Source organism: Sandaracinobacteroides hominis (assembly GCF_016464365.1).
Classification (GTDB): domain Bacteria; phylum Pseudomonadota; class Alphaproteobacteria; order Sphingomonadales; family Sphingomonadaceae; genus Sandaracinobacteroides; species Sandaracinobacteroides hominis.
Genome location: NZ_JADCUC010000001.1, coordinates 835,048 through 852,164, shown reverse-complemented (window position 1 = coordinate 852,164; position 17,117 = coordinate 835,048). Strand labels below are relative to the sequence as shown.

Sequence of the window (17,117 nt, the reverse complement as noted above, 5' to 3'; positions counted from 1 at the left end):
TGACAGGCGATAAACGATATCGGGAGTTCGGGGTTTGACCAAAGCTGTTGCCGCCGGGAATGGCGAGGAGGGGCGGCCCACGTGGCTGGGCCATCCGCGCGGGTTGTTCGTGCTGTTTTTCGCGGAGATGTGGGAGCGCTTTTCCTATTACGGGATGCGGGCGCTGCTGATCTTTTACCTGACGAAGCACTGGCTGTTTTCGGACGGGGCGGCGAGCATCATCTATGGGGCCTATACGGCGCTGGTCTATATCGCGCCGGTGATCGGCGGGTATCTGGCGGACCGCTGGCTGGGGCAGCGAAAAGCGGTGCTGTATGGCGCCATCCTTTTGACCTTTGGGCATTTCCTGATGGCGTTCGAAGGGACAGGGGGCGGTCAGAGCGACCCGGCCATCAACATCTTCTGGCTGGCGCTGGCCTTTATCATCGTGGGATCGGGTTTCCTGAAAGCCAATATCTCGGTGATCGTGGGGCAGCTGTATCCGCGCACCGACGTGCGGCGGGACGGGGCCTATACGATCTTCTATGTGGGCATCAATCTGGGCGCCTTCCTGGGTACGCTGGCCGCCGGCTGGCTGGGCGAGACCTATGGCTGGGCCTATGGTTTCGGCGCTGCCGGCGTGGGGATGCTGCTGGGGCTGATCGTGTTCGTGCTGGGCAGGCCGTGGCTGGAAGGCCGGGGCGAGGCGCCGGATGCTGCCGCCCTGAAGCGCCGGGTGGCCGGGCTGCCGCTGGAGTGGTGGCTGTATGTTTCGGGCATCGTCGCAGTGGGCGTCTGCTGGTGGATGGTTCAGCATCAGAGCCTTGTGGGCATGCTGCTGGGGGCTTCGGGCGCGCTGCTGGTGGGCTATGTGCTCTATGTGGCGGTGGTGAAGCTGCCTGCCGAGGACCGCGACCGGATTTTCGCAGCGATGTTCCTGATCGTGGGGTCGATCCTGTTCTGGGCGCTGTTCGAGCAGGCTGGTTCCTCTTTGAACCTGTTTGCCGACCGCCATGTGGACCGGGGGAATATCCCGGCATCCATCTTCCAGTCGGTGAACCCCTTCTTCATCATGACGCTGGGGCCGGTTTTCGCCATCCTGTGGACGAAGCTGGGCCGCAAGGGGCTGGAGCCTTCGGCGCCGGCAAAGTTCGGCATCGGCATGGTTTTGCTAGGGCTGGGCTTCCTTGTGCTGGTGTGGGGATCTGCCGGTGACGGGCTGACGCCCCTGATGTTCATCATCCTGATCTATCTTTTTTACACGATGGGCGAGCTTTGCCTTTCGCCGGTGGGGCTTTCGGCGATGAATCGGCTGGCGCCGGCGCATATGGCGAGCCTGATCATGGGAACCTGGTTCTTTGCATCCGCCACCGGCAATTTTGCTGCCGGGCTGATCGCCAGTGCGACCGGCGGCCATGCGCTGGAGGGCGAAGCCGTGGGCAAGAGCGTGGTGCTGGATGTCTATACGACAGTCGGCTGGGTCGCCATTGCCGCCGGGGTTGCCGTGGTGGTGATCAGCCCGCTGATCAAGCGGTTGATGCATCTGGATACGTTGCAGGATGCGGATGTGGCAGGCGTTGGCGAGATCGGAGAGCCGATCGCTGCCGGTACGCATGCAGGGAAGGCGAACTGATGCGGGTTGCCGGAATTGGCGTGCTGGCGCTTTTGCTGGCGGGATGCGCGACCACCGGGAGCGGGAGCGGGAGCGGGGCGAATTCCGCGCCGCCGCCTGCGCCGTTGAAGGGGGCGACTTCGGCCGGTGAGGCGGAGCTGAAATCCACCTACAAGGTGTGGCCCGGCGTGCCGACCGTTATCCGCAACGTCACCATCTATGATGGCAAGGGCGGGCGGATCGAGAATGGCGCGGTGCGGTTCGAGAACGGCAAGCTGGTGAGCATCGGCCAGAGCGTGAACGAGGCGGGCGCGACGGTGATCGACGGCGCCGGCAAGTGGGTGACGCCCGGCATCATCGACATCCACTCCCACCTGGGGGACTATCCGTCGCCCGGCGTGCCGGCGCATTCGGACGGCAACGAGGCGACGGGGCCGGTGCGGCCCGAGGTGTGGGCAATCCATTCGGTCTGGCCGCAGGACCCGGGCTTTTCGCGGGCGCTGGCCGGCGGGGTGACGGTGCTGCATGTGCTGCCCGGATCGGCCAACCTGTTTGGCGGGCGCGGCGCGACACTGAAGAATGTCTATGGGCGCACCGCGCAGGACATGCTGATGCCCGAGGCGCCCTGGAGCCTGAAGATGGCCTGTGGCGAGAACCCGAAGCGGGTGTATGGCAGCCGCAGCCAGATGCCCGGCACGCGGATGGGCAATATTGCCATGACGCGCCAGACCTGGGCGAACGCGCGCGACTATCAGGCGAAGATGAAGGCAGCGAAGACCCCCCAGCTGCGCAACCTGCAGATGGAGACGCTGGTGGGGGTGCTGGACGGCAAGATCCTGGTGCAGAACCACTGTTATCGCGCCGACGAAATGGCGAACATGATCCAGCTGAGCCATGAATTCGGCTATAGGATCAGCGCCTTCCACCATGCGGTGGAGGCCTACAAGATCACCGATCTTCTGAAGGAGAATGGCATCTGCGCGGCGATGTGGTCGGACTGGTGGGGCTTCAAGCTGGAAAGCTATGACGGCATCGAGGAGAATCTGCCGTTCGTGCATGCCGCCGGGGGCTGCGCCATCACCCATTCGGACGACGCCGACGGCATCCAGCGGCTGAATCAGGAGACCGCCAAGGCGCTGGCCGACGGGCGTAAGTGGGGGCTGAACATCAAGGACGAGGAAGCCTGGACCTGGATCGCGATCAATCCGGCGAAGGCGCTGGGGATCGACGACAAGGTGGGAAGCCTGGAGCCCGGCAAGCAGGCCGACGTGGTGCTGTGGAACGGCAACCCGCTTTCCGTCTATTCCCGGCCGCAGATGGTGTGGATCGACGGGGCGCTGTTGTATGACAGCAATGACCCCCGACGCAGGCCGGTGAGCGACTTCGAAATCGGGCATCCGGGCGCAGGAGACCGCAAGTGAGGATATTTCTTCTCGGTCTCTTCCTGGCGGCGGCCGTTCCGGCGCTGTCGCAGGAGCGCATCGCCATCACGGGCGGCAAGGTGGTGACCAACGGCGGCGCCCCCATCGAGGGGGGTACGGTGCTGATGAACGACGGTGTCGTCGTTTCGGTGGCGCCCGGCGTATCGGTTCCGGCCGGTTACCGGCAGGTGGACGCGAGCGGCAAGTGGGTGACGCCGGGCGTGATTGCCGGCATCAGCCAGTTCGGCAGTTCCGAGATTTCCGGCAACGACACGACCAACGACCAGGCGGCGCGGAAGTCCCCCGGGACGGCAGCGCTGATGCTGGACGTGGCGCTGAACCCGGACGAGACGTCGATTCCCGTGGCACGCCAGGAAGGCGTGACGGCGGCGATCGTTGGGCCATCGCCGGGGCGGACGCTGTTTGCGGGGCAGGGCTATGTGCTGAGCCTGGCCGAAGGCACGACCGTGCCGATGAAGGCGCGGGCGTTCCAGTATCTGAGCTATGGCGAGCGCGGCGCGGAACTTGCGGGCGGGTCGCGCCCGGCGGCCTGGAACGAGATCACCAATGCCCTGGAGGAAGCCAAGCGCGTGATGAACGGGCTGGCCTTTCCCGCGCGCGACCAGCACCCCGACCTGCGCGTTACGCGCGAGGATGCCGAGGCGCTGACGCTGGCGCTGCGCGGGGCGCAGCCGTTGCTGGTGCGGGTGGACCGGGCTTCGGACATTCGGCAGGTGCTGAAGCTGCAGACCATGTATCCGGGGCTCAGGCTGGTGCTCGTGTCGGCCAACGAGGGCTGGCGGGTGGCCGACGAGATCGCCCGCGCGGGCGTGCCGGTGATAACGCTGGGGATGGTGAACCGGCCGGAGAATTTCGAGTATCTTTCGGCCACCATGTCGAACGTGGGGCGGATGGTGGCGGCCGGCGTGAAGGTGGCGCTGGGCACGCCTGATCTCGATGCGTCGTTCCAGCCGCGAAACCTGACGCACTATGCCGGAAACCTGGTGGCACAGGGCCGGTTGGCAGGTGGCGTGGGACTGAGCTGGGATCAGGCCTTTGCCACCATCACGCGGAACCCCGCCGAAATCTTTGGCCTGCCGGGCCAGGGCGTGCTGCGGCCGGGCGCGCGCGCCGATGTGGTGGTGTGGTCGGGAGACCCGCTGGAGCTTGCGACGCAGGCGGAGCAGGTGTTCATCCTGGGCGTTTCGCAGCCGCTGCAGAGCCGGCAGACCGAGCTTGCCCGCCGATACCTGCCGGGACGTGACCGGACGCAATTGCCGGAGAGCTATAGCCGCTGAGGGAATGCCGCTGGTTGCGGGCGGCCGGTTGGGGAGGAATGGCATGACGCTGTACCTGACACTGCTGCTGGCCTTTGTGGGGACGCGTATCCTGCTGGCCGCGTCGCCGATCCGCGAGGGTCTGGTGGCGCGGCTGGGGGAGCGGGGCTTTCAGGGACTCTATTCGGTGGTGGCGCTGGCGCTGCTGTTTGGGGCGATCCATGTGCGGGGGGCTGTGGAGCCTGAGCCGCTGTGGGTGGCGCCGGTGGGGATCTGGCATCTGGCGCCGCTGCTGATGCTGGTGGCGGCGATCCTGCTGGTGGGGTCGTTGACGCCGGCGAACAAGGCCTTGCCGGGTGTGCCGCAGACCGGGGCGCCGCCTTCGGGCGTGTTGCGGATTACCCGGCACCCGATGATGTGGGCCTTTGCCATCTGGGCCTGTGTGCATGCGCTGGTTTCGGGTGAGCTGCGGGTGGTGCTGCTGGCCTGTGCGATCGGTTTTCTGGCGCTGGCGGGGGCGGCACATCAGGATGTGAAGAAGCGGCGGCTGCTGGGGGATGGCTGGGCGATATACGAGGCGCAGACGAGTTACTGGCCGCTGGGGGCGCAGCTGAGCGGGCGGCAGCCGTGGCGTGCGCTGTGGCCGGGACTGGTGCCGGTGCTGGGCGGGATCCTGCTGTTCTTGTTGATGACATTTCTGCATCCGATGCTGCTGAATGCGCCGGTGGTTCCACCTTGGGGGTTTCTGGGGAGATGATGCGATGAGCTATGCGGGCAAGCGGGTGTGGATCACCGGCGCCTCCTCCGGGATTGGGGCCGGGCTGGCGCGGGCGTTTGGCGCGCAGGGGGCGACGGTTATCCTTTCGGGGCGGAATCGGGAGGCGCTGGCGGAAGTTGCCGCGGCGGTTCCGAACCATATGGTGCTGCCGTTCGAGGCGACCGACCAGGAGGTGCTGCCGCGGGTGGTGGACCATGCCGGGCCGGTGGATTTCCTGATCAACAATGCCGGAATCTCGCAGCGGGGGTTGTTCGAGGACACGGTGATGGAGGTCTATCGGACGATCATGGAGGTGGATTTCTTTGCGCCGGTGCACCTGACGAAGCTGGTGCTGCCGCAGATGCTGGCGCGGGGGAGCGGGCATATCGCCGTGACCGCCAGTGTTGCCGGCAAGGTGGGTTCGCCGCAGCGGACCGGCTATTGCGCGGCGAAGCATGCGGTGATGGGATTCTTCGATGCGCTGCGGACCGAGGTGGGTGGGCGCGGCATTCGCGTGACGACGATCGTGCCCGGCTTTGTGAAGACCGAGATCGGGGCGCGGGCGCTGACGTCGGATGGATCCCGGAAGGGATCGGCGAAGGGCGATGACGTGGACGCCGGGATATCGCCGGATGAAGCGGCGGCGCAGGTGCTGGCGGGGATTGCCGCCGGTGCGCGCGAAATCCGGGTGGGTGGCGGCACGCCGGAAATGGGGCTGCTGGATCTGAAGCGGAACGATCCGGATGCGTTGCTGGATCTGATGGGGCAGATGGGGTCGGCCGTGGTGCAGAAGTTCAAGGACCAGGCTGCGGCGTGAAGGAGTGGCGGCTTCCCCTGATCTGCATGTCCATCGGGCTGGGCGTTGCCGGGGGGGTGGCGGCCGAGCAGGCCGGGTTGCCGGTGCTGCTGTGGCTGCCGTTTATCCTGATTGTCATCTTTCTGGTTTATCGCGCCAGCGAATCACCTGTCGCCGAGTACAATCTGGCCGTGACATTGAAGCCGCGTGCCCACATCCCGCAGGCAGTTGATGAGGATGGGCGAATCGGCATTTCGGCGCTGGCCGATCCGGCGATGCTGGTATCCCGGAACTGGCGGGTGCTGGCTGCGAATGACGGGGCGATGGCGCTGTTCGGGCGCAGGATCGTGGGGGCGGACCTGAGGCAGACGGTGCGGCATCCGGTGGTGCTGGACGCCGTGCGGCTGGGGATGCAGGGGCAGAGCCCGACCTTTCGGGAAGTGACGACGCTGGGATCGCGCGACGGGGCGTTTGGCATTCGCGTGGTGGCGGATGGAAGCCGGTTGCTGTTGAGCTTCAACGACATCACGCAGGCGCGGCTGACCGAGCGGATGCGGGTGGATTTCGTGGCGAATGCCAGCCACGAGCTGCGGACCCCGCTGGCGAACATTTCCGGATTTATCGAGACGCTGCTGGGGCCGGCTTCGGAAGACGAGCCGGCGCGGCGGCGGTTTCTGGACATCATGAGCCGCGAGGCGGGGCGCATGTCGCGGTTGATCGACGACCTTTTGAGCCTGAGCCGCATCGAGCTGGACAAATATGTGCGGCCGCAGACGATGCTGGAGTTGCCGCCGCTACTGCTGGACGTGGGCAAGACGCTGGCGGTGCGGCTGGAGGCGGACGACCGCAAGCTGACGCTGGAAGTGGAGGCGAACCTGCCGCAGGTGGTGGCGGATCGCGACCAGATCCTGCAGGTGCTGCACAACCTGATCTCGAACGCGCTGAAATATGGGCGGACGGGGACGCCGATCCTGGTTTCCGCAGCGCGGGAGCCGGGCGGCCGCGAGGAGATGGTGCGGGTGTCGGTGGTGGACGAGGGCGACGGGATTGCGCCGGAGCATCTGCCGCGGCTGACGGAGCGCTTCTATCGGGTGGATACGGGGCGATCGCGTTCGATGGGCGGAACCGGGCTTGGCCTGGCGATCGTGAAGCACATCGTGGAGCGGCATCGCGGGCGGCTGGATATTTCAAGCCGGCAGGGCGCCGGCACGACCGTTTCCTTCCTGCTGCCGGTGCAGGTTGTGGCGCGGCCCGCCGAGGGCGAAACGCTGCTGGAGAACAGCGCCCGGGATTGATGCCGCGGTGCAAGGCGGGGGCATTTCCCGTTGGTTGGCTTCCAAGCTTCACGCTGCGGTCACAAAACTGCAACCTGTTTCTGTGAGGGGAACTTGGTCGAATCGCTAGGGATTCGAAGGATATTCTGGGGACGAACGACATGGTCATGGACCTCGCGCGGAATGCAGGCTTCCAATTGTTTGCGGCCCTTGCCCTTGTGGCGGCGCCGGTTTCGGCCATTGCGGCCGACATCACCGGGGCGGGCGCGTCTTTCCCGGCGCCGATCTATGCAAAGTGGGGTTCGGCCTACAAGGCGGCTTCGGGCAATGCGCTGAACTATCAGTCCATCGGTTCGGGTGGCGGGCAATCGCAGATCAAGAGCCGCACTGTGGATTTCGGCGCGACCGACGATCCGATGAAGGATGCCGACATCACCGCCAACGGGCTGGTGCAGTTCCCGACGGTTATCGGCGCTGTGGTGCCGATCGTGAACATTCCGGGGGTTGCCAGCAATCAGCTGCGGCTGACGCCGCCGGTGCTGGCGGCCATTTTCCAGGGCAAGATCGCGCGCTGGAACGATCCGCTGATCGCCAAGCTGAACCCCGGCGTGACGCTTCGCCCGATGCCGATCACCCCGGTGTATCGTTCGGATTCTTCGGGTACGACGGCGATCTTCTCGAGCTACCTGACCAAGGTTGCCCCGAACTGGACGCTGGGCGCCGGCAAGGCGCTGAGCTGGCCGACCGGATCGGGTGGCAAGGGCAATGAAGGCGTTGCCGCGAACGTGAAGAACACGGCCGGCGCCATCGGCTATGTCGAGGCGAACTATGCCTTTGCCAACAGGCTGACGATGACGCAGCTGGCGAACGCTTCGGGCAAGTTCGTGGCGCCCAGCATGGCTTCGTTCAGCGCGGCCGCTTCGCAGGCGGACTGGTCGAAGGCGAACAACGGCGTGGTGAACATGCTGGCGCTGCCGGGCGCCGCTACCTGGCCGATCGTGAGCTCCACCTATGTGCTGGTGGAAGCGAAGCCGAAAGATCCGGTGCGGACCGCCAATGCGCTGAACTTCTTTGCCTGGAGCTGGAAGAATGGCGGCAAGACGGCGGCCGATCTGGGCTATATCGCCCTGCCGCCGGCGGCCGTTGCCAAGGCGAAGGCCGAGTGGGCCGGCATTTCCGGCGTGAAGCTTCCGAAATAATACCGGCTCGGTGGCCGGGCCTGCCCTGGGCTTTGCCCTGGGGCGGGCCCGGCCGCAGCGTGTTGGGGGATATATGACCGAAGCGGTAGCGACCAAAGCAATCTTGCGGCCTGAGCCGGTGCGGGCGCATCTGCCCGGCGCCATGCTGGCGGCGGACAGACTGTTTTCACGCACGGTGCAGGCAACGGGCCTTCTGGTCCTGCTGATGCTGGGCGCGATTATCGTGATGCTGGCCATCGGTGCCTGGCCGGCGCTGCGGGCGGTGGGGCTGCCGTTCTTCTGGCTGCCGCAATGGGATTCGGTGAACGAGCAGTTCGGCGCCGGGATCATGATCTATGGCACGCTGGTGACGTCGGTGATCGCGCTGCTGGTGGCGGTGCCCTTGTCCATCGGCGTTGCCTATTTCCTGACCGAGATCCTGCCCGATGCGTTGCGCAAGCCGATCGGCATGACGGTGCAGCTGCTGGCGGCGGTGCCGTCGATCATCTACGGGATGTGGGGCTTTTTCGTGCTGGCGCCGTGGCTGGCCGAGCATTTCATCCTGGATGTGGCCGACTTCTTTGTGGATGTTCCGGTGCTGAACAAGCTGTTTGATTATGGATCGGGCAACAGCATCTTCACGGCCGGGCTGGTGCTGGCGGTGATGATCCTGCCGCTGATCACGGCGATGTTCGTGGAGATCCTGAACGCTACCCCGGTGGTTTTAAAGGAAGCGGTCTATGGGCTGGGGGCAACCCGGTTCGAGGTGATCCGCGACGTGGCCGTCCCCTATGGCCGGCGGGCTATGATCGGCGCGGTGATGCTGGGGCTGGGCCGGGCGCTGGGCGAGACGATGGCGGTGACCTTCGTGATCGGCAACGCGACGCGACTGTCGCCGAACCTGTTCGCGCAAGGGGCGACGATCGCCTCCACGATCGCCAACGAGTTCAGCGAGGCGGAGTTCGGTTCGCTGAAGCTGTCGGCGCTGCTGGGGCTGGGCCTGACGCTGTTCATTATTTCCTTCATCGTGCTGCTGCTGTCGCGGCGCTTCGTTCAGAAAAAGGTGGTCTGAGATGTCTGCATCCACCACGCGCCGCAAGACGATCAACAGGATCGTCGGCCTGCTTTCGGGCTTGTCCGCGGCGATCGCGCTGTTCCTGCTGGCGTCCATCCTGTACACCCTGATCGCGCGCGGGTTGCCGGCGTTCAACCTGGACATGATCACCAAGTCCATGGCGCCGACGGGCGAGAATGGCGGGCTTGCCAACGCCATTGTTGGCAGCCTGATACAGGTGGCGATCGGCATGGCCATCGCCATTCCAATCGGTATTCTGGCTGGCACCTATCTGGCGGAATATGCGCGGGATTCGAAGCTGGCCGAGGCCACCCGCTTTGTCAGCGACGTGCTGCTGGCGGCGCCTTCGATCCTGGTCGGTCTGTTCGTCTATACGTTGCTGGTAGCGACGACGAAGACCTATTCGGGCTTTGCCGGCGGTGTGGCGCTGGCGGTGATCGCCATCCCGATCATCATCCGCACCACCGAGGACATGCTGCAGCTGGTGCCGACACCGATGCGTGAGGCGTCTGCTGCGCTGGGCGCCCCGATGTACAAGACGGTGACGCGGATCACCTGGCGCGCGGCGTTGCCCGGGATCATGACCGGGATGCTGCTGGCGCTGGCACGGATCGCCGGCGAGACGGCGCCGCTGCTGTTCACGTCGCTGGGCAACCTCAACTGGTCGACGTCGCTGGGCAAGCCGATGGCGAGCCTGCCGATCGCCATCTATCAATATGCGGCGAGCCCCTATGAGGATCTGGTGCAGATCGCCTGGGCCGGCGCGCTGCTGATCACGCTGGGCGTGCTCCTTATCAATATTGTCGCGCAACTTGTTGTCGGCCGGAAGAAGTAGGACTCATGGACATGACGCAAGCACCCCGGATGTCGTCGCTGGCCGATGTGGTCACGAGGCAGAACACACTGGCCGGCACGACGCCGTTCGTGACCACCCGCAACCTGAACTTCTATTATGGCGACAATCACGCCCTGAAGGACATCAACCTGGAGTTTCCGGCGAAGCGGGTGACCGCGTTGATCGGACCTTCGGGCTGCGGGAAATCGACGCTGCTGCGCGTGTTCAACCGGATGTACAGCCTGTATCCGGGGCAGCGCGCCACCGGTGAAGTGCTGATGGACGGTGACAATCTGATCGACCCGAAGATCGACGCGACCGACCTGCGCGCGCGTGTGGGCATGGTGTTTCAGAAGCCGACGCCGTTCCCGATGTCGATCCACGACAATATTGCCTATGGTCTGAAGCTGCATCTGAAGCTGTCGAAGGCGGAGCTGGAAGAGCGGGTAGAGTGGAGCCTGCGCAAGGCGGCACTGTGGGAAGAAGCGAAGGATCGCCTGCACAGCTCGGCGCTGGGCATGTCGGGCGGGCAGCAGCAGCGACTGTGCATTGCGCGGACCATCGCCGTGAAGCCGGAAGTGCTGCTGTTCGATGAGCCGACTTCGGCGCTGGACCCGATCTCGACGGCGAAGATCGAGGAGCTGATTGCCGAGCTGCGGGCGGATTTCACCATATTGATCGTGACGCACTCGATGCAGCAGGCGGCGCGCTGCTCTGACCAGACGGTGTTCATGTATCTGGGCAATGTGATCGAAGTGGGGCCGACCGCGCAGATCTTCACCAACCCGAGTGTCCAGCAGACCATGGAATATGTGACCGGGCGCTTCGGCTGATACGTCGCCGCCTTGTTGCCGGAAGGAGGGTGCAATGGCATCTCAGGAACTGCCGCATACCGTGACGTCGTTCGACGATGACCTGCACCGCCTCCGTTCGTTGGTGGTGCAGATGGGGGCGCTGGCGCATGCGCAGGTGAGTGCTGCAATCGAGGCGCTGGCGAATATGGACGACAGTGCGGCAACCGCGGTGGCGGCGAGCGATGCGCTGATCGACCGGCTGCAGATCGAGGCCGAGCTGACGGCCGCCTCGATCTTCTCGCGCCATGCACCGCAGGCAAGCGACCTGCACGCCGTGATGGCGGCGCTGCGGATTGTTTCCGCGCTGGAGCGCGTTGGCGACTATGCCAAGAACATCGCCCGCCGGGTGGCGCTGATCGTGGCGCTGGGCGAGGCGGTGCCGCCGGATGAGCTGGAGCCGCTGGGGGAAATGTCGCGCACGCTGTTGCGCGATGCCATGGCGGCTTTCCTGGATCGGGACATGGATCTGGCAGCTGATGTCATCCACGGCGACGAGGCAGTTGATTCGGAATATTACCGGACCTTCCGCGCGCTGGTGCGAAAGACGGAAGTGGAGCCGGAACATGCCGAAGCGACCGCGCATCTGCAGTTCATTGCCAAGAATTTTGAACGGATTGCAGATCAGGCAACGAATATTTCCGAGCAGTTGCAATTTGCCCGCTCCGGCAGTTTTCCCATGGATAGAAATCCTGCCAAAGAGATATAGTTGTATTTTAAACGGTAACGTTTGTTCGGTATCAGCGAACAATAGTTCAGCGTTTGGCGCGTTCGGGCCGAAACTTTCTTGCGATAAGGGTTAGTCATGACCAGGTTACGCCTTATTCTTGCCTGCACGACGATGCTTTCAGGCGTTGTACCCGGCGCTGCCACAGCTGCCCATGCGCAATCGAAATCGGAAGGCGCCGAGATCAAGGCGCTGCGCGAGAAGGTGGAGGCGCTGGAGGCGCAGGTTCAGGCGCTGATCGAGAACCAGCAGCAGGTGCAGCGCTCTGCCGAGCAGGTGGAAACCAAGGTTGCCGAGCAGGAAAAGGCCGTGGCCGCCGTGCCGGCGCAGGTGCAGACGGCGCTGGCCGCCCAGCCCAAGCCGAAGCCGCAATGGTATGACGACACCAAGATCAGCGGGCGGATGTACTGGAATTTTTCCAACATCAACAATGAATCCAATGGAAAGAAGCTGGCCGGGAGCGGGACGGGATTCCAGATCAAGCGCTTCTACGTGGGTATCGACCACAAGTTCGACAGCATGTTTTCGGTGAACCTGACGACCGACATCGACAATATTGTAGGAAACAATAACGCCAACCTGGTCGGCAAGGGCCTGTATGTGAAGAAGGCCTATGTGGAGGCCAAGTTCAACCCGGCGCTGATCTTGCGGCTGGGGGCGGCGGACACGCCGTGGATTCCCTATGCCGAGAGCGTTTACGGATACCGGCATTACGAGAACACCATTTCCGACCGGACCCGCTTTGGCACCTCGGCGGACTGGGGGATCCACCTGCTGGGGAGCTTCGCCGGCGACATCGTCAGCTATCAGGCTTCGGTGGTGGACGGCGGCGGCTATCGGGACGCTTCGGTAAGTGAATCGCTGGATTTCGAAGGCCGGGTTTCGGCCAAGTACAAGGGTTTCCAGGCGGGGATCGGCGGCTATTCCGGCAAGCTGGGCCGCGACAAGGTGGGCGTGGAAACGCTGCACCGGGCGACGCGGTTCAACGCGCTGCTGGCCTATGGCAACAAGATCATGGACCGGCCCTTCTCGGTTGGGGCCGAGTATTTCCGGGCCAATGACTGGAACAATGTGCTGACGGCGGCGAGCGATTCGTCCGATGGATGGTCTGTGTTCGCATCGGTTTCGCCGGTGGACAAGATCAGCCTGTTCGGTCGCTATGACTGGGTATCGCCGAAGAAGGATACGGCGCCCGATTTCAAGGAGCGCTATTTCAACGTGGGCGTGCAGTACAGCCCGGGAAAAATCGTCGACTTCGCGCTGATCTACAAGCGGGACCGGGCCGAGAACGGTATTCTTTCGACCTCCAACGGCGCGATCGGCGGCACCGACTATGGTGTCTATGACGAGTTCGGCTTGTTTGGGCAGGTCCGCTTCTGAGGGTTTCGGAGCCGGCCCTGGTGAATACCGGGGACGTGCACTTCCGGCGGCGCCGGCTGGCGGTGCGTCATAAAATGGAAACAAATACGTCACATAGGCCTCACCGTGGTCGCCTATGGGGGCTGCTGGGCGCCGGGGCCAGGCGCAGGCTTGTATAAGCTCATTGAATTTCAACGTGAAATTCTGACGAGCCTTCTGAGGAATGACGTTGAGTGCCATGGGCGTGAGAGTCGGGATGCTGTTTGCTGTGGCGGCTGCGCTGCTTGCAGCCTGTTCGGATTCGCGCACGCAGATCCGGATTGTCGGTTCCTCGACCGTGTTTCCGTTCACGACGGCGGTGGCGGAGAATTTCAACCGCAACAATCCGGAGTATCCGGCGCCCATCGTGGAAGCGACGGGGACCGGTGGCGGCATCAAGCTTTTCTGTTCCGGGCTGGGTTCGCGCTTTCCGGATGTTGCGAACGCCTCGCGGCGGATGAAGCCGGGCGAGCTTGCCGATTGCGAGAAGAATGGCGCCCGCGACATCGTGGAAGTGAAGGTTGGCATCGACGGCGTGGTGCTGGTGCAGCGGAAGGGCGGGACGCCGCTGAACCTGACGCTGCGCGACGTGTATCTGGCGCTGGCGGCCGAGCCGTTCGGCCGGAAGCAGACGGCGCGCACCTGGCAGGATGTGAACCCGGCGCTGCCGGCGACGCGCATCGAGGTGATCGGGCCGCCTCCGACTTCGGGGACCCGCGATGCCTTCAACGAGCTGTATATGGCGGCCGGCTGCGATACCGATCCGGCGATGCAGGCGCTGAAGAAGAGCGACGAGAGCCGGCACAAGACCATCTGCAACAAGATCCGCGAGGACGGCGCCTTTGTGGAGGCGGGTGAGAACGACAATCTGATCGTGCAGAAGCTGGGGGCCAATCCCGCTGCCGTGGGGGTGCTGGGCTTCAGCTTTCTGGAGCGGAACATGGATACGTTGCGCGACGTGCCGATCGACGGCGTGCCGGCGACCTATGCGACGATTTCCGACTTCAGCTATCCGGCTTCGCGGCCGCTCTACATCTATGTGAAGGCGCAGCATGTGAAGGCGATCCGGGGCCTGCGCCAGTTCCTGGACGAATATACCAGCGAGCGGGCCTGGGGGCCGGGTGGTTACCTGCAGCGGCGCGGGTTGGTGCCGGCGCCTGATGGCGTGCGCGCGGAGAACAGGGCGCGTGCAGCGGCGCTGACGCCGCTGACGGCGGCAGATCTCGCATGAGCTGGGGCTTTGCATGGCTTGCCCTGCTGGTTGCGGCAGCGGGATTCTGGATGGGCCGGGCGCGGGGTGTCCGCTTTGCCGAGGCCGGGGCGCACGAGATCGGCTCGGTGCATTCGCGGCCGCATTATCATGGGCTGTTCGTGGCGATCCTGGCCTTGCTGCCGGCGATGGCGCTGCTGCTGCTGTGGGCGCTGCTGGGCGACCGGCTGATTGCGCGCGAAGTGCTGGCGAGCGTGCCCGCCGGGGGCATTGGCGCGACGGATCTGGACCGGGAGGCATTTCTTTCGGAGGTGCGCGGGCTGGTGCGTGGCGACTATGCGGCGGCCTTTGACCCGAATGCGGAAGCGGCGGCGGCGCTGTGGAAGCAGTTGGCGCAGCGCTGGGGTGTTGTGTTCGGGCTGGGTTCGGTGGCGCTGGCGGCGATGGGCGCGCTGTGGGGGTGGAGCCGGCTGAGGCCGCAGTTCCGGGCGCGCACGCGGGTGGAACGGATGACCATGCTGCTGCTGGTGGTGGCTTCGCTGGTGGCGATCCTGACGACCTTCGGGATCGTTGCCAGCCTGGTGTTCGAGAGCTTCCGCTTTTTCGAGCTGGTGAGCCCGATGGAGTTCCTGTTTGGCACCAACTGGTCGCCGCAGACGGCGATGCGGGCCGATCAGGTTGGCTCTTCCGGGGCGTTCGGGGCGGTGCCGCTGTTCTGGGGAACGGTGTTCATTGGCGCCATCATCGCGATGATCGTGGCGATCCCGCTGGGGCTGATGACGGCGATCTTCCTGACGCAATATGCGGCGCCGGGGTTCCGCAAGGTGGCAAAGCCGGTGCTTGAGGTGCTGGCCGGGGTGCCGACGGTGGTTTACGGTTTCTTCGCGGCGCTGACGGTGGCGCCGGCGGTGCGCGACTTTGCGATTTCCATCGGCATTTCGGATGCGAGCTCGGAAAGTGCGCTGGCGGCCGGTCTGGTGATGGGGGTGATGATCATCCCGTTCGTTTCCTCGATGGCGGATGACGCGCTGACGGCGGTGCCGCAATCGATGCGCGACGGCAGCCTGGCGATGGGGGCGACGCCATCCGAGACCATCCGCAAGGTGCTGATCCCGGCCGCCTTGCCTGGCATCGTGGGTGGTGTGCTGCTGGCGGTGAGCCGGGCGATCGGCGAGACGATGATCGTGGTGATGGCGGCGGGACTTGCCGCCAACCTGACGGCAAATCCCTTTCACAGCGTGACGACGGTGACGGCGCAGATCGTGGCGCTGCTGACCGGCGATCAGGAGTTCGACAGCGCCAAGACGCTGTCGGCCTTTGCCCTGGGGCTGGTGCTGTTTCTGGTGACGCTGGCGCTGAACGTCTACGCGCTTGCGGTGGTGAAGACGTATCGGGAAGCCTATGACTGAGGCGGTTTCAAACGAGGCTCCGACCGATTGGGCGAGCGAGGCGATGCAGGCGCGCATCCGTCGCCGCTATGCCCAGGAGCGCGGCTTCAAGGCGCTGGGCCTGCTGGCGCTTACGCTGGCCTGCGGCTTTCTGCTTTTGCTGATGGCGAGCGTGATATCGAGCGGCTGGACGGCCTTCGTGCAGACGCAGGTGCGGGTGCCGGTGACGTTCGATGCCGGCGAGCTGGGGGTTACGGCAGAGCAGGCGAAGGCGAACCCGGAGCTGCTGCGGCGGGCGGATTTTGAAGGGGTGATGCAGCAGAGCGTGACGCGGGCCTTTGGCAACGGAGCCGTGCTGGTTTCCGATGGGGCCTGGCTGCAGCTGCGGGAGGCCGCGATGGCCGATCCGTCGCTGATCGGCACGACGAAGGATATGTGGTTGATCGCCACCTCGAACATCGACCAGCTGGCGAAGGGGCGCATCGACCTGCAGGCGGCCGAGGGCGATCGCCCGGTGACCGATGCGGAGATTGCTGCCTGGCGGAAGCTGGGCGCGGCCGGCGACCTGCGCAAGGCGTTCAACCGGACCTTCCTGACCGGAGCGGATTCGGTCGATCCGGAGCTGGCGGGTGTGTGGGGGGCATTGAAGGGCAGTTTCCTGACGCTGATCGTGACGCTGCTGATCAGCTTTCCGGTGGGGGTGCTGGCGGCGATCTATCTGGAAGAATTTGCGCCGAAGAACCGCTGGACGGACGTGATCGAGGTTTCGATCAACAATCTGGCGGCGGTGCCTTCGATCATATTCGGTCTGCTGGGGCTGGCGGTGTTCCTGAACTTCCTGAACATGCCGCGTTCGGCGCCGGTGGTTGGCGGCCTGACGCTGGCGCTGATGACCTTGCCGGTGATCGTGATTGCCAGCCGGGCCGCGATCAAGGCGGTGCCGCCCTCCATTCGCGATGCGGCGCTGGGGATCGGTGCGAGCCGGGTGCAGGTGGTGTTCCATCATGTGCTGCCGCTGGCTTTGCCGGGGATGCTGACGGGGACGATCCTGGGCATGGCGCGGGCGCTGGGGGAAACGGCGCCGCTGCTGATGATCGGCATGCGCGCCTTTCTGACGTCGGTGCCGCAGGGGTTGGCGCAGCCGGCGACGGCGCTGCCGGTGCAGATTTTCATCTGGTCCGACAATGTGAGCCGCGGCTTTCTGGAGAAGACAAGCGGCGCGATCATCGTGCTGATGCTCTTCCTGCTGGCGATCAACAGCCTGGCCATTTACCTGAGGAACAAGTTCGAGGTGCGCTGGTGAACGATCAAGCCTTTTCTTCGGTCGCGCCGGCCGGGG

15 protein-coding genes are annotated in these 17,117 nt (G+C 64.8%); all 15 read left to right on the top strand.

Annotation, left to right across the window (positions count from 1 at the left end):
• Nucleotides 1-34: 34 nt before the first annotated feature.
• The 15 genes from IM784_RS04295 (at nt 35) to pstA (IM784_RS04225) (ending at nt 17,081) form a co-directional block, all read left to right on the top strand.
• Nucleotides 35-1,612, top strand: a complete 1,578-nt coding sequence (locus IM784_RS04295; protein ID WP_199554009.1) for a peptide MFS transporter — start codon at nt 35-37, stop codon at nt 1,610-1,612.
• Nucleotides 1,612-3,012 carry an amidohydrolase gene (locus IM784_RS04290; protein WP_199554008.1) on the top strand — a complete coding sequence of 467 codons (1,401 nt, stop codon included), beginning with the start codon at nt 1,612-1,614 and terminating at the stop codon, nt 3,010-3,012. Before IM784_RS04295 ends, IM784_RS04290 begins: the two co-directional genes overlap by 1 nt.
• On the top strand, nt 3,009-4,310 hold the full coding sequence (locus IM784_RS04285) for an amidohydrolase family protein (protein WP_199554007.1): 1,302 nt from the start codon (nt 3,009-3,011) through the stop codon (nt 4,308-4,310). Before IM784_RS04290 ends, IM784_RS04285 begins: the two co-directional genes overlap by 4 nt.
• 43 nt (nt 4,311-4,353) lie before the next feature.
• Nucleotides 4,354-5,046: an NnrU family protein gene (locus IM784_RS04280; protein ID WP_199554006.1), complete on the top strand. Its 693-nt coding sequence runs from the start codon at nt 4,354-4,356 to the stop codon at nt 5,044-5,046.
• 4 nt (nt 5,047-5,050) lie between these two features.
• Nucleotides 5,051-5,863, top strand: a complete 813-nt coding sequence (locus IM784_RS04275; RefSeq protein WP_199554005.1) for an SDR family NAD(P)-dependent oxidoreductase — start codon at nt 5,051-5,053, stop codon at nt 5,861-5,863.
• 26 nt (nt 5,864-5,889) lie between these two features.
• The gene (locus tag IM784_RS04270; protein ID WP_199554004.1) at nt 5,890-7,137 is read left to right on the top strand and encodes an ATP-binding protein; all 1,248 of its coding nucleotides are present in this window, start codon (nt 5,890-5,892) and stop codon (nt 7,135-7,137) included.
• A gap of 140 nt (nt 7,138-7,277) precedes the next feature.
• The gene (pstS, locus tag IM784_RS04265) at nt 7,278-8,315 is read left to right on the top strand and encodes a phosphate ABC transporter substrate-binding protein PstS (RefSeq protein WP_199554003.1); all 1,038 of its coding nucleotides are present in this window, start codon (nt 7,278-7,280) and stop codon (nt 8,313-8,315) included.
• A 73-nt stretch (nt 8,316-8,388) separates the two neighbouring features.
• Nucleotides 8,389-9,366 carry a phosphate ABC transporter permease subunit PstC gene (pstC, locus tag IM784_RS04260; protein ID WP_199554002.1) on the top strand — a complete coding sequence of 326 codons (978 nt, stop codon included), beginning with the start codon at nt 8,389-8,391 and terminating at the stop codon, nt 9,364-9,366.
• Between the two features lies 1 nt (nt 9,367).
• A complete protein-coding gene (gene pstA, locus IM784_RS04255) occupies nt 9,368-10,204 on the top strand; it encodes a phosphate ABC transporter permease PstA (RefSeq protein ID WP_199554001.1) in 837 nt (278 codons plus the stop codon).
• An 11-nt stretch (nt 10,205-10,215) separates the two neighbouring features.
• Nucleotides 10,216-11,037 carry a phosphate ABC transporter ATP-binding protein PstB gene (pstB, locus tag IM784_RS04250; protein WP_199554000.1) on the top strand — a complete coding sequence of 274 codons (822 nt, stop codon included), beginning with the start codon at nt 10,216-10,218 and terminating at the stop codon, nt 11,035-11,037.
• A 34-nt stretch (nt 11,038-11,071) separates the two neighbouring features.
• Nucleotides 11,072-11,764 (top strand): phosphate signaling complex protein PhoU, encoded by a 693-nt coding sequence (gene phoU / locus IM784_RS04245; RefSeq protein ID WP_199553999.1) that lies wholly within the window; start codon nt 11,072-11,074, stop codon nt 11,762-11,764.
• 96 nt (nt 11,765-11,860) lie between these two features.
• Nucleotides 11,861-13,162 (top strand): hypothetical protein, encoded by a 1,302-nt coding sequence (locus IM784_RS04240; protein WP_199553998.1) that lies wholly within the window; start codon nt 11,861-11,863, stop codon nt 13,160-13,162.
• Nucleotides 13,163-13,379: 217 nt separating this feature from the next.
• Nucleotides 13,380-14,411: a substrate-binding domain-containing protein gene (locus tag IM784_RS04235; protein ID WP_199553997.1), complete on the top strand. Its 1,032-nt coding sequence runs from the start codon at nt 13,380-13,382 to the stop codon at nt 14,409-14,411.
• A complete protein-coding gene (pstC, locus tag IM784_RS04230) occupies nt 14,408-15,799 on the top strand; it encodes a phosphate ABC transporter permease subunit PstC (protein WP_199553996.1) in 1,392 nt (463 codons plus the stop codon). The genes IM784_RS04235 and pstC (IM784_RS04230) overlap by 4 nt, the downstream gene beginning before the upstream one ends.
• On the top strand, nt 15,792-17,081 hold the full coding sequence (gene pstA, locus IM784_RS04225; RefSeq protein ID WP_235976507.1) for a phosphate ABC transporter permease PstA: 1,290 nt from the start codon (nt 15,792-15,794) through the stop codon (nt 17,079-17,081). Before pstC (IM784_RS04230) ends, pstA (IM784_RS04225) begins: the two co-directional genes overlap by 8 nt.
• Nucleotides 17,082-17,117 lie beyond the last annotated feature (36 nt).

Excerpts from the sequence above, each read along its gene's own strand:
- IM784_RS04275 (WP_199554005.1), top strand. The coding sequence starts at position 5,051 with ATGAGCTATGCGGGCAAGCGGGTGTGGATCACCGGCGCCTCCTCCGGG.
- IM784_RS04290 (WP_199554008.1), top strand. The coding sequence starts at position 1,612 with ATGCGGGTTGCCGGAATTGGCGTGCTGGCGCTTTTGCTGGCGGGATGC.
- pstA (WP_235976507.1), top strand. The coding sequence starts at position 15,792 with ATGACTGAGGCGGTTTCAAACGAGGCTCCGACCGATTGGGCGAGCGAG.
- IM784_RS04235 (WP_199553997.1), top strand. The coding sequence starts at position 13,380 with ATGGGCGTGAGAGTCGGGATGCTGTTTGCTGTGGCGGCTGCGCTGCTT.
- pstA (WP_199554001.1), top strand. The coding sequence starts at position 9,368 with ATGTCTGCATCCACCACGCGCCGCAAGACGATCAACAGGATCGTCGGC.
- IM784_RS04270 (WP_199554004.1), top strand. The coding sequence starts at position 5,890 with ATGTCCATCGGGCTGGGCGTTGCCGGGGGGGTGGCGGCCGAGCAGGCC.
- pstC (WP_199553996.1), top strand. The coding sequence starts at position 14,408 with ATGAGCTGGGGCTTTGCATGGCTTGCCCTGCTGGTTGCGGCAGCGGGA.
- phoU (WP_199553999.1), top strand. The coding sequence starts at position 11,072 with ATGGCATCTCAGGAACTGCCGCATACCGTGACGTCGTTCGACGATGAC.
- IM784_RS04240 (WP_199553998.1), top strand. The coding sequence starts at position 11,861 with ATGACCAGGTTACGCCTTATTCTTGCCTGCACGACGATGCTTTCAGGC.
- pstC (WP_199554002.1), top strand. The coding sequence starts at position 8,389 with ATGACCGAAGCGGTAGCGACCAAAGCAATCTTGCGGCCTGAGCCGGTG.
- pstS (WP_199554003.1), top strand. The coding sequence starts at position 7,278 with ATGGTCATGGACCTCGCGCGGAATGCAGGCTTCCAATTGTTTGCGGCC.
- pstB (WP_199554000.1), top strand. The coding sequence starts at position 10,216 with ATGACGCAAGCACCCCGGATGTCGTCGCTGGCCGATGTGGTCACGAGG.
- IM784_RS04280 (WP_199554006.1), top strand. The coding sequence starts at position 4,354 with ATGACGCTGTACCTGACACTGCTGCTGGCCTTTGTGGGGACGCGTATC.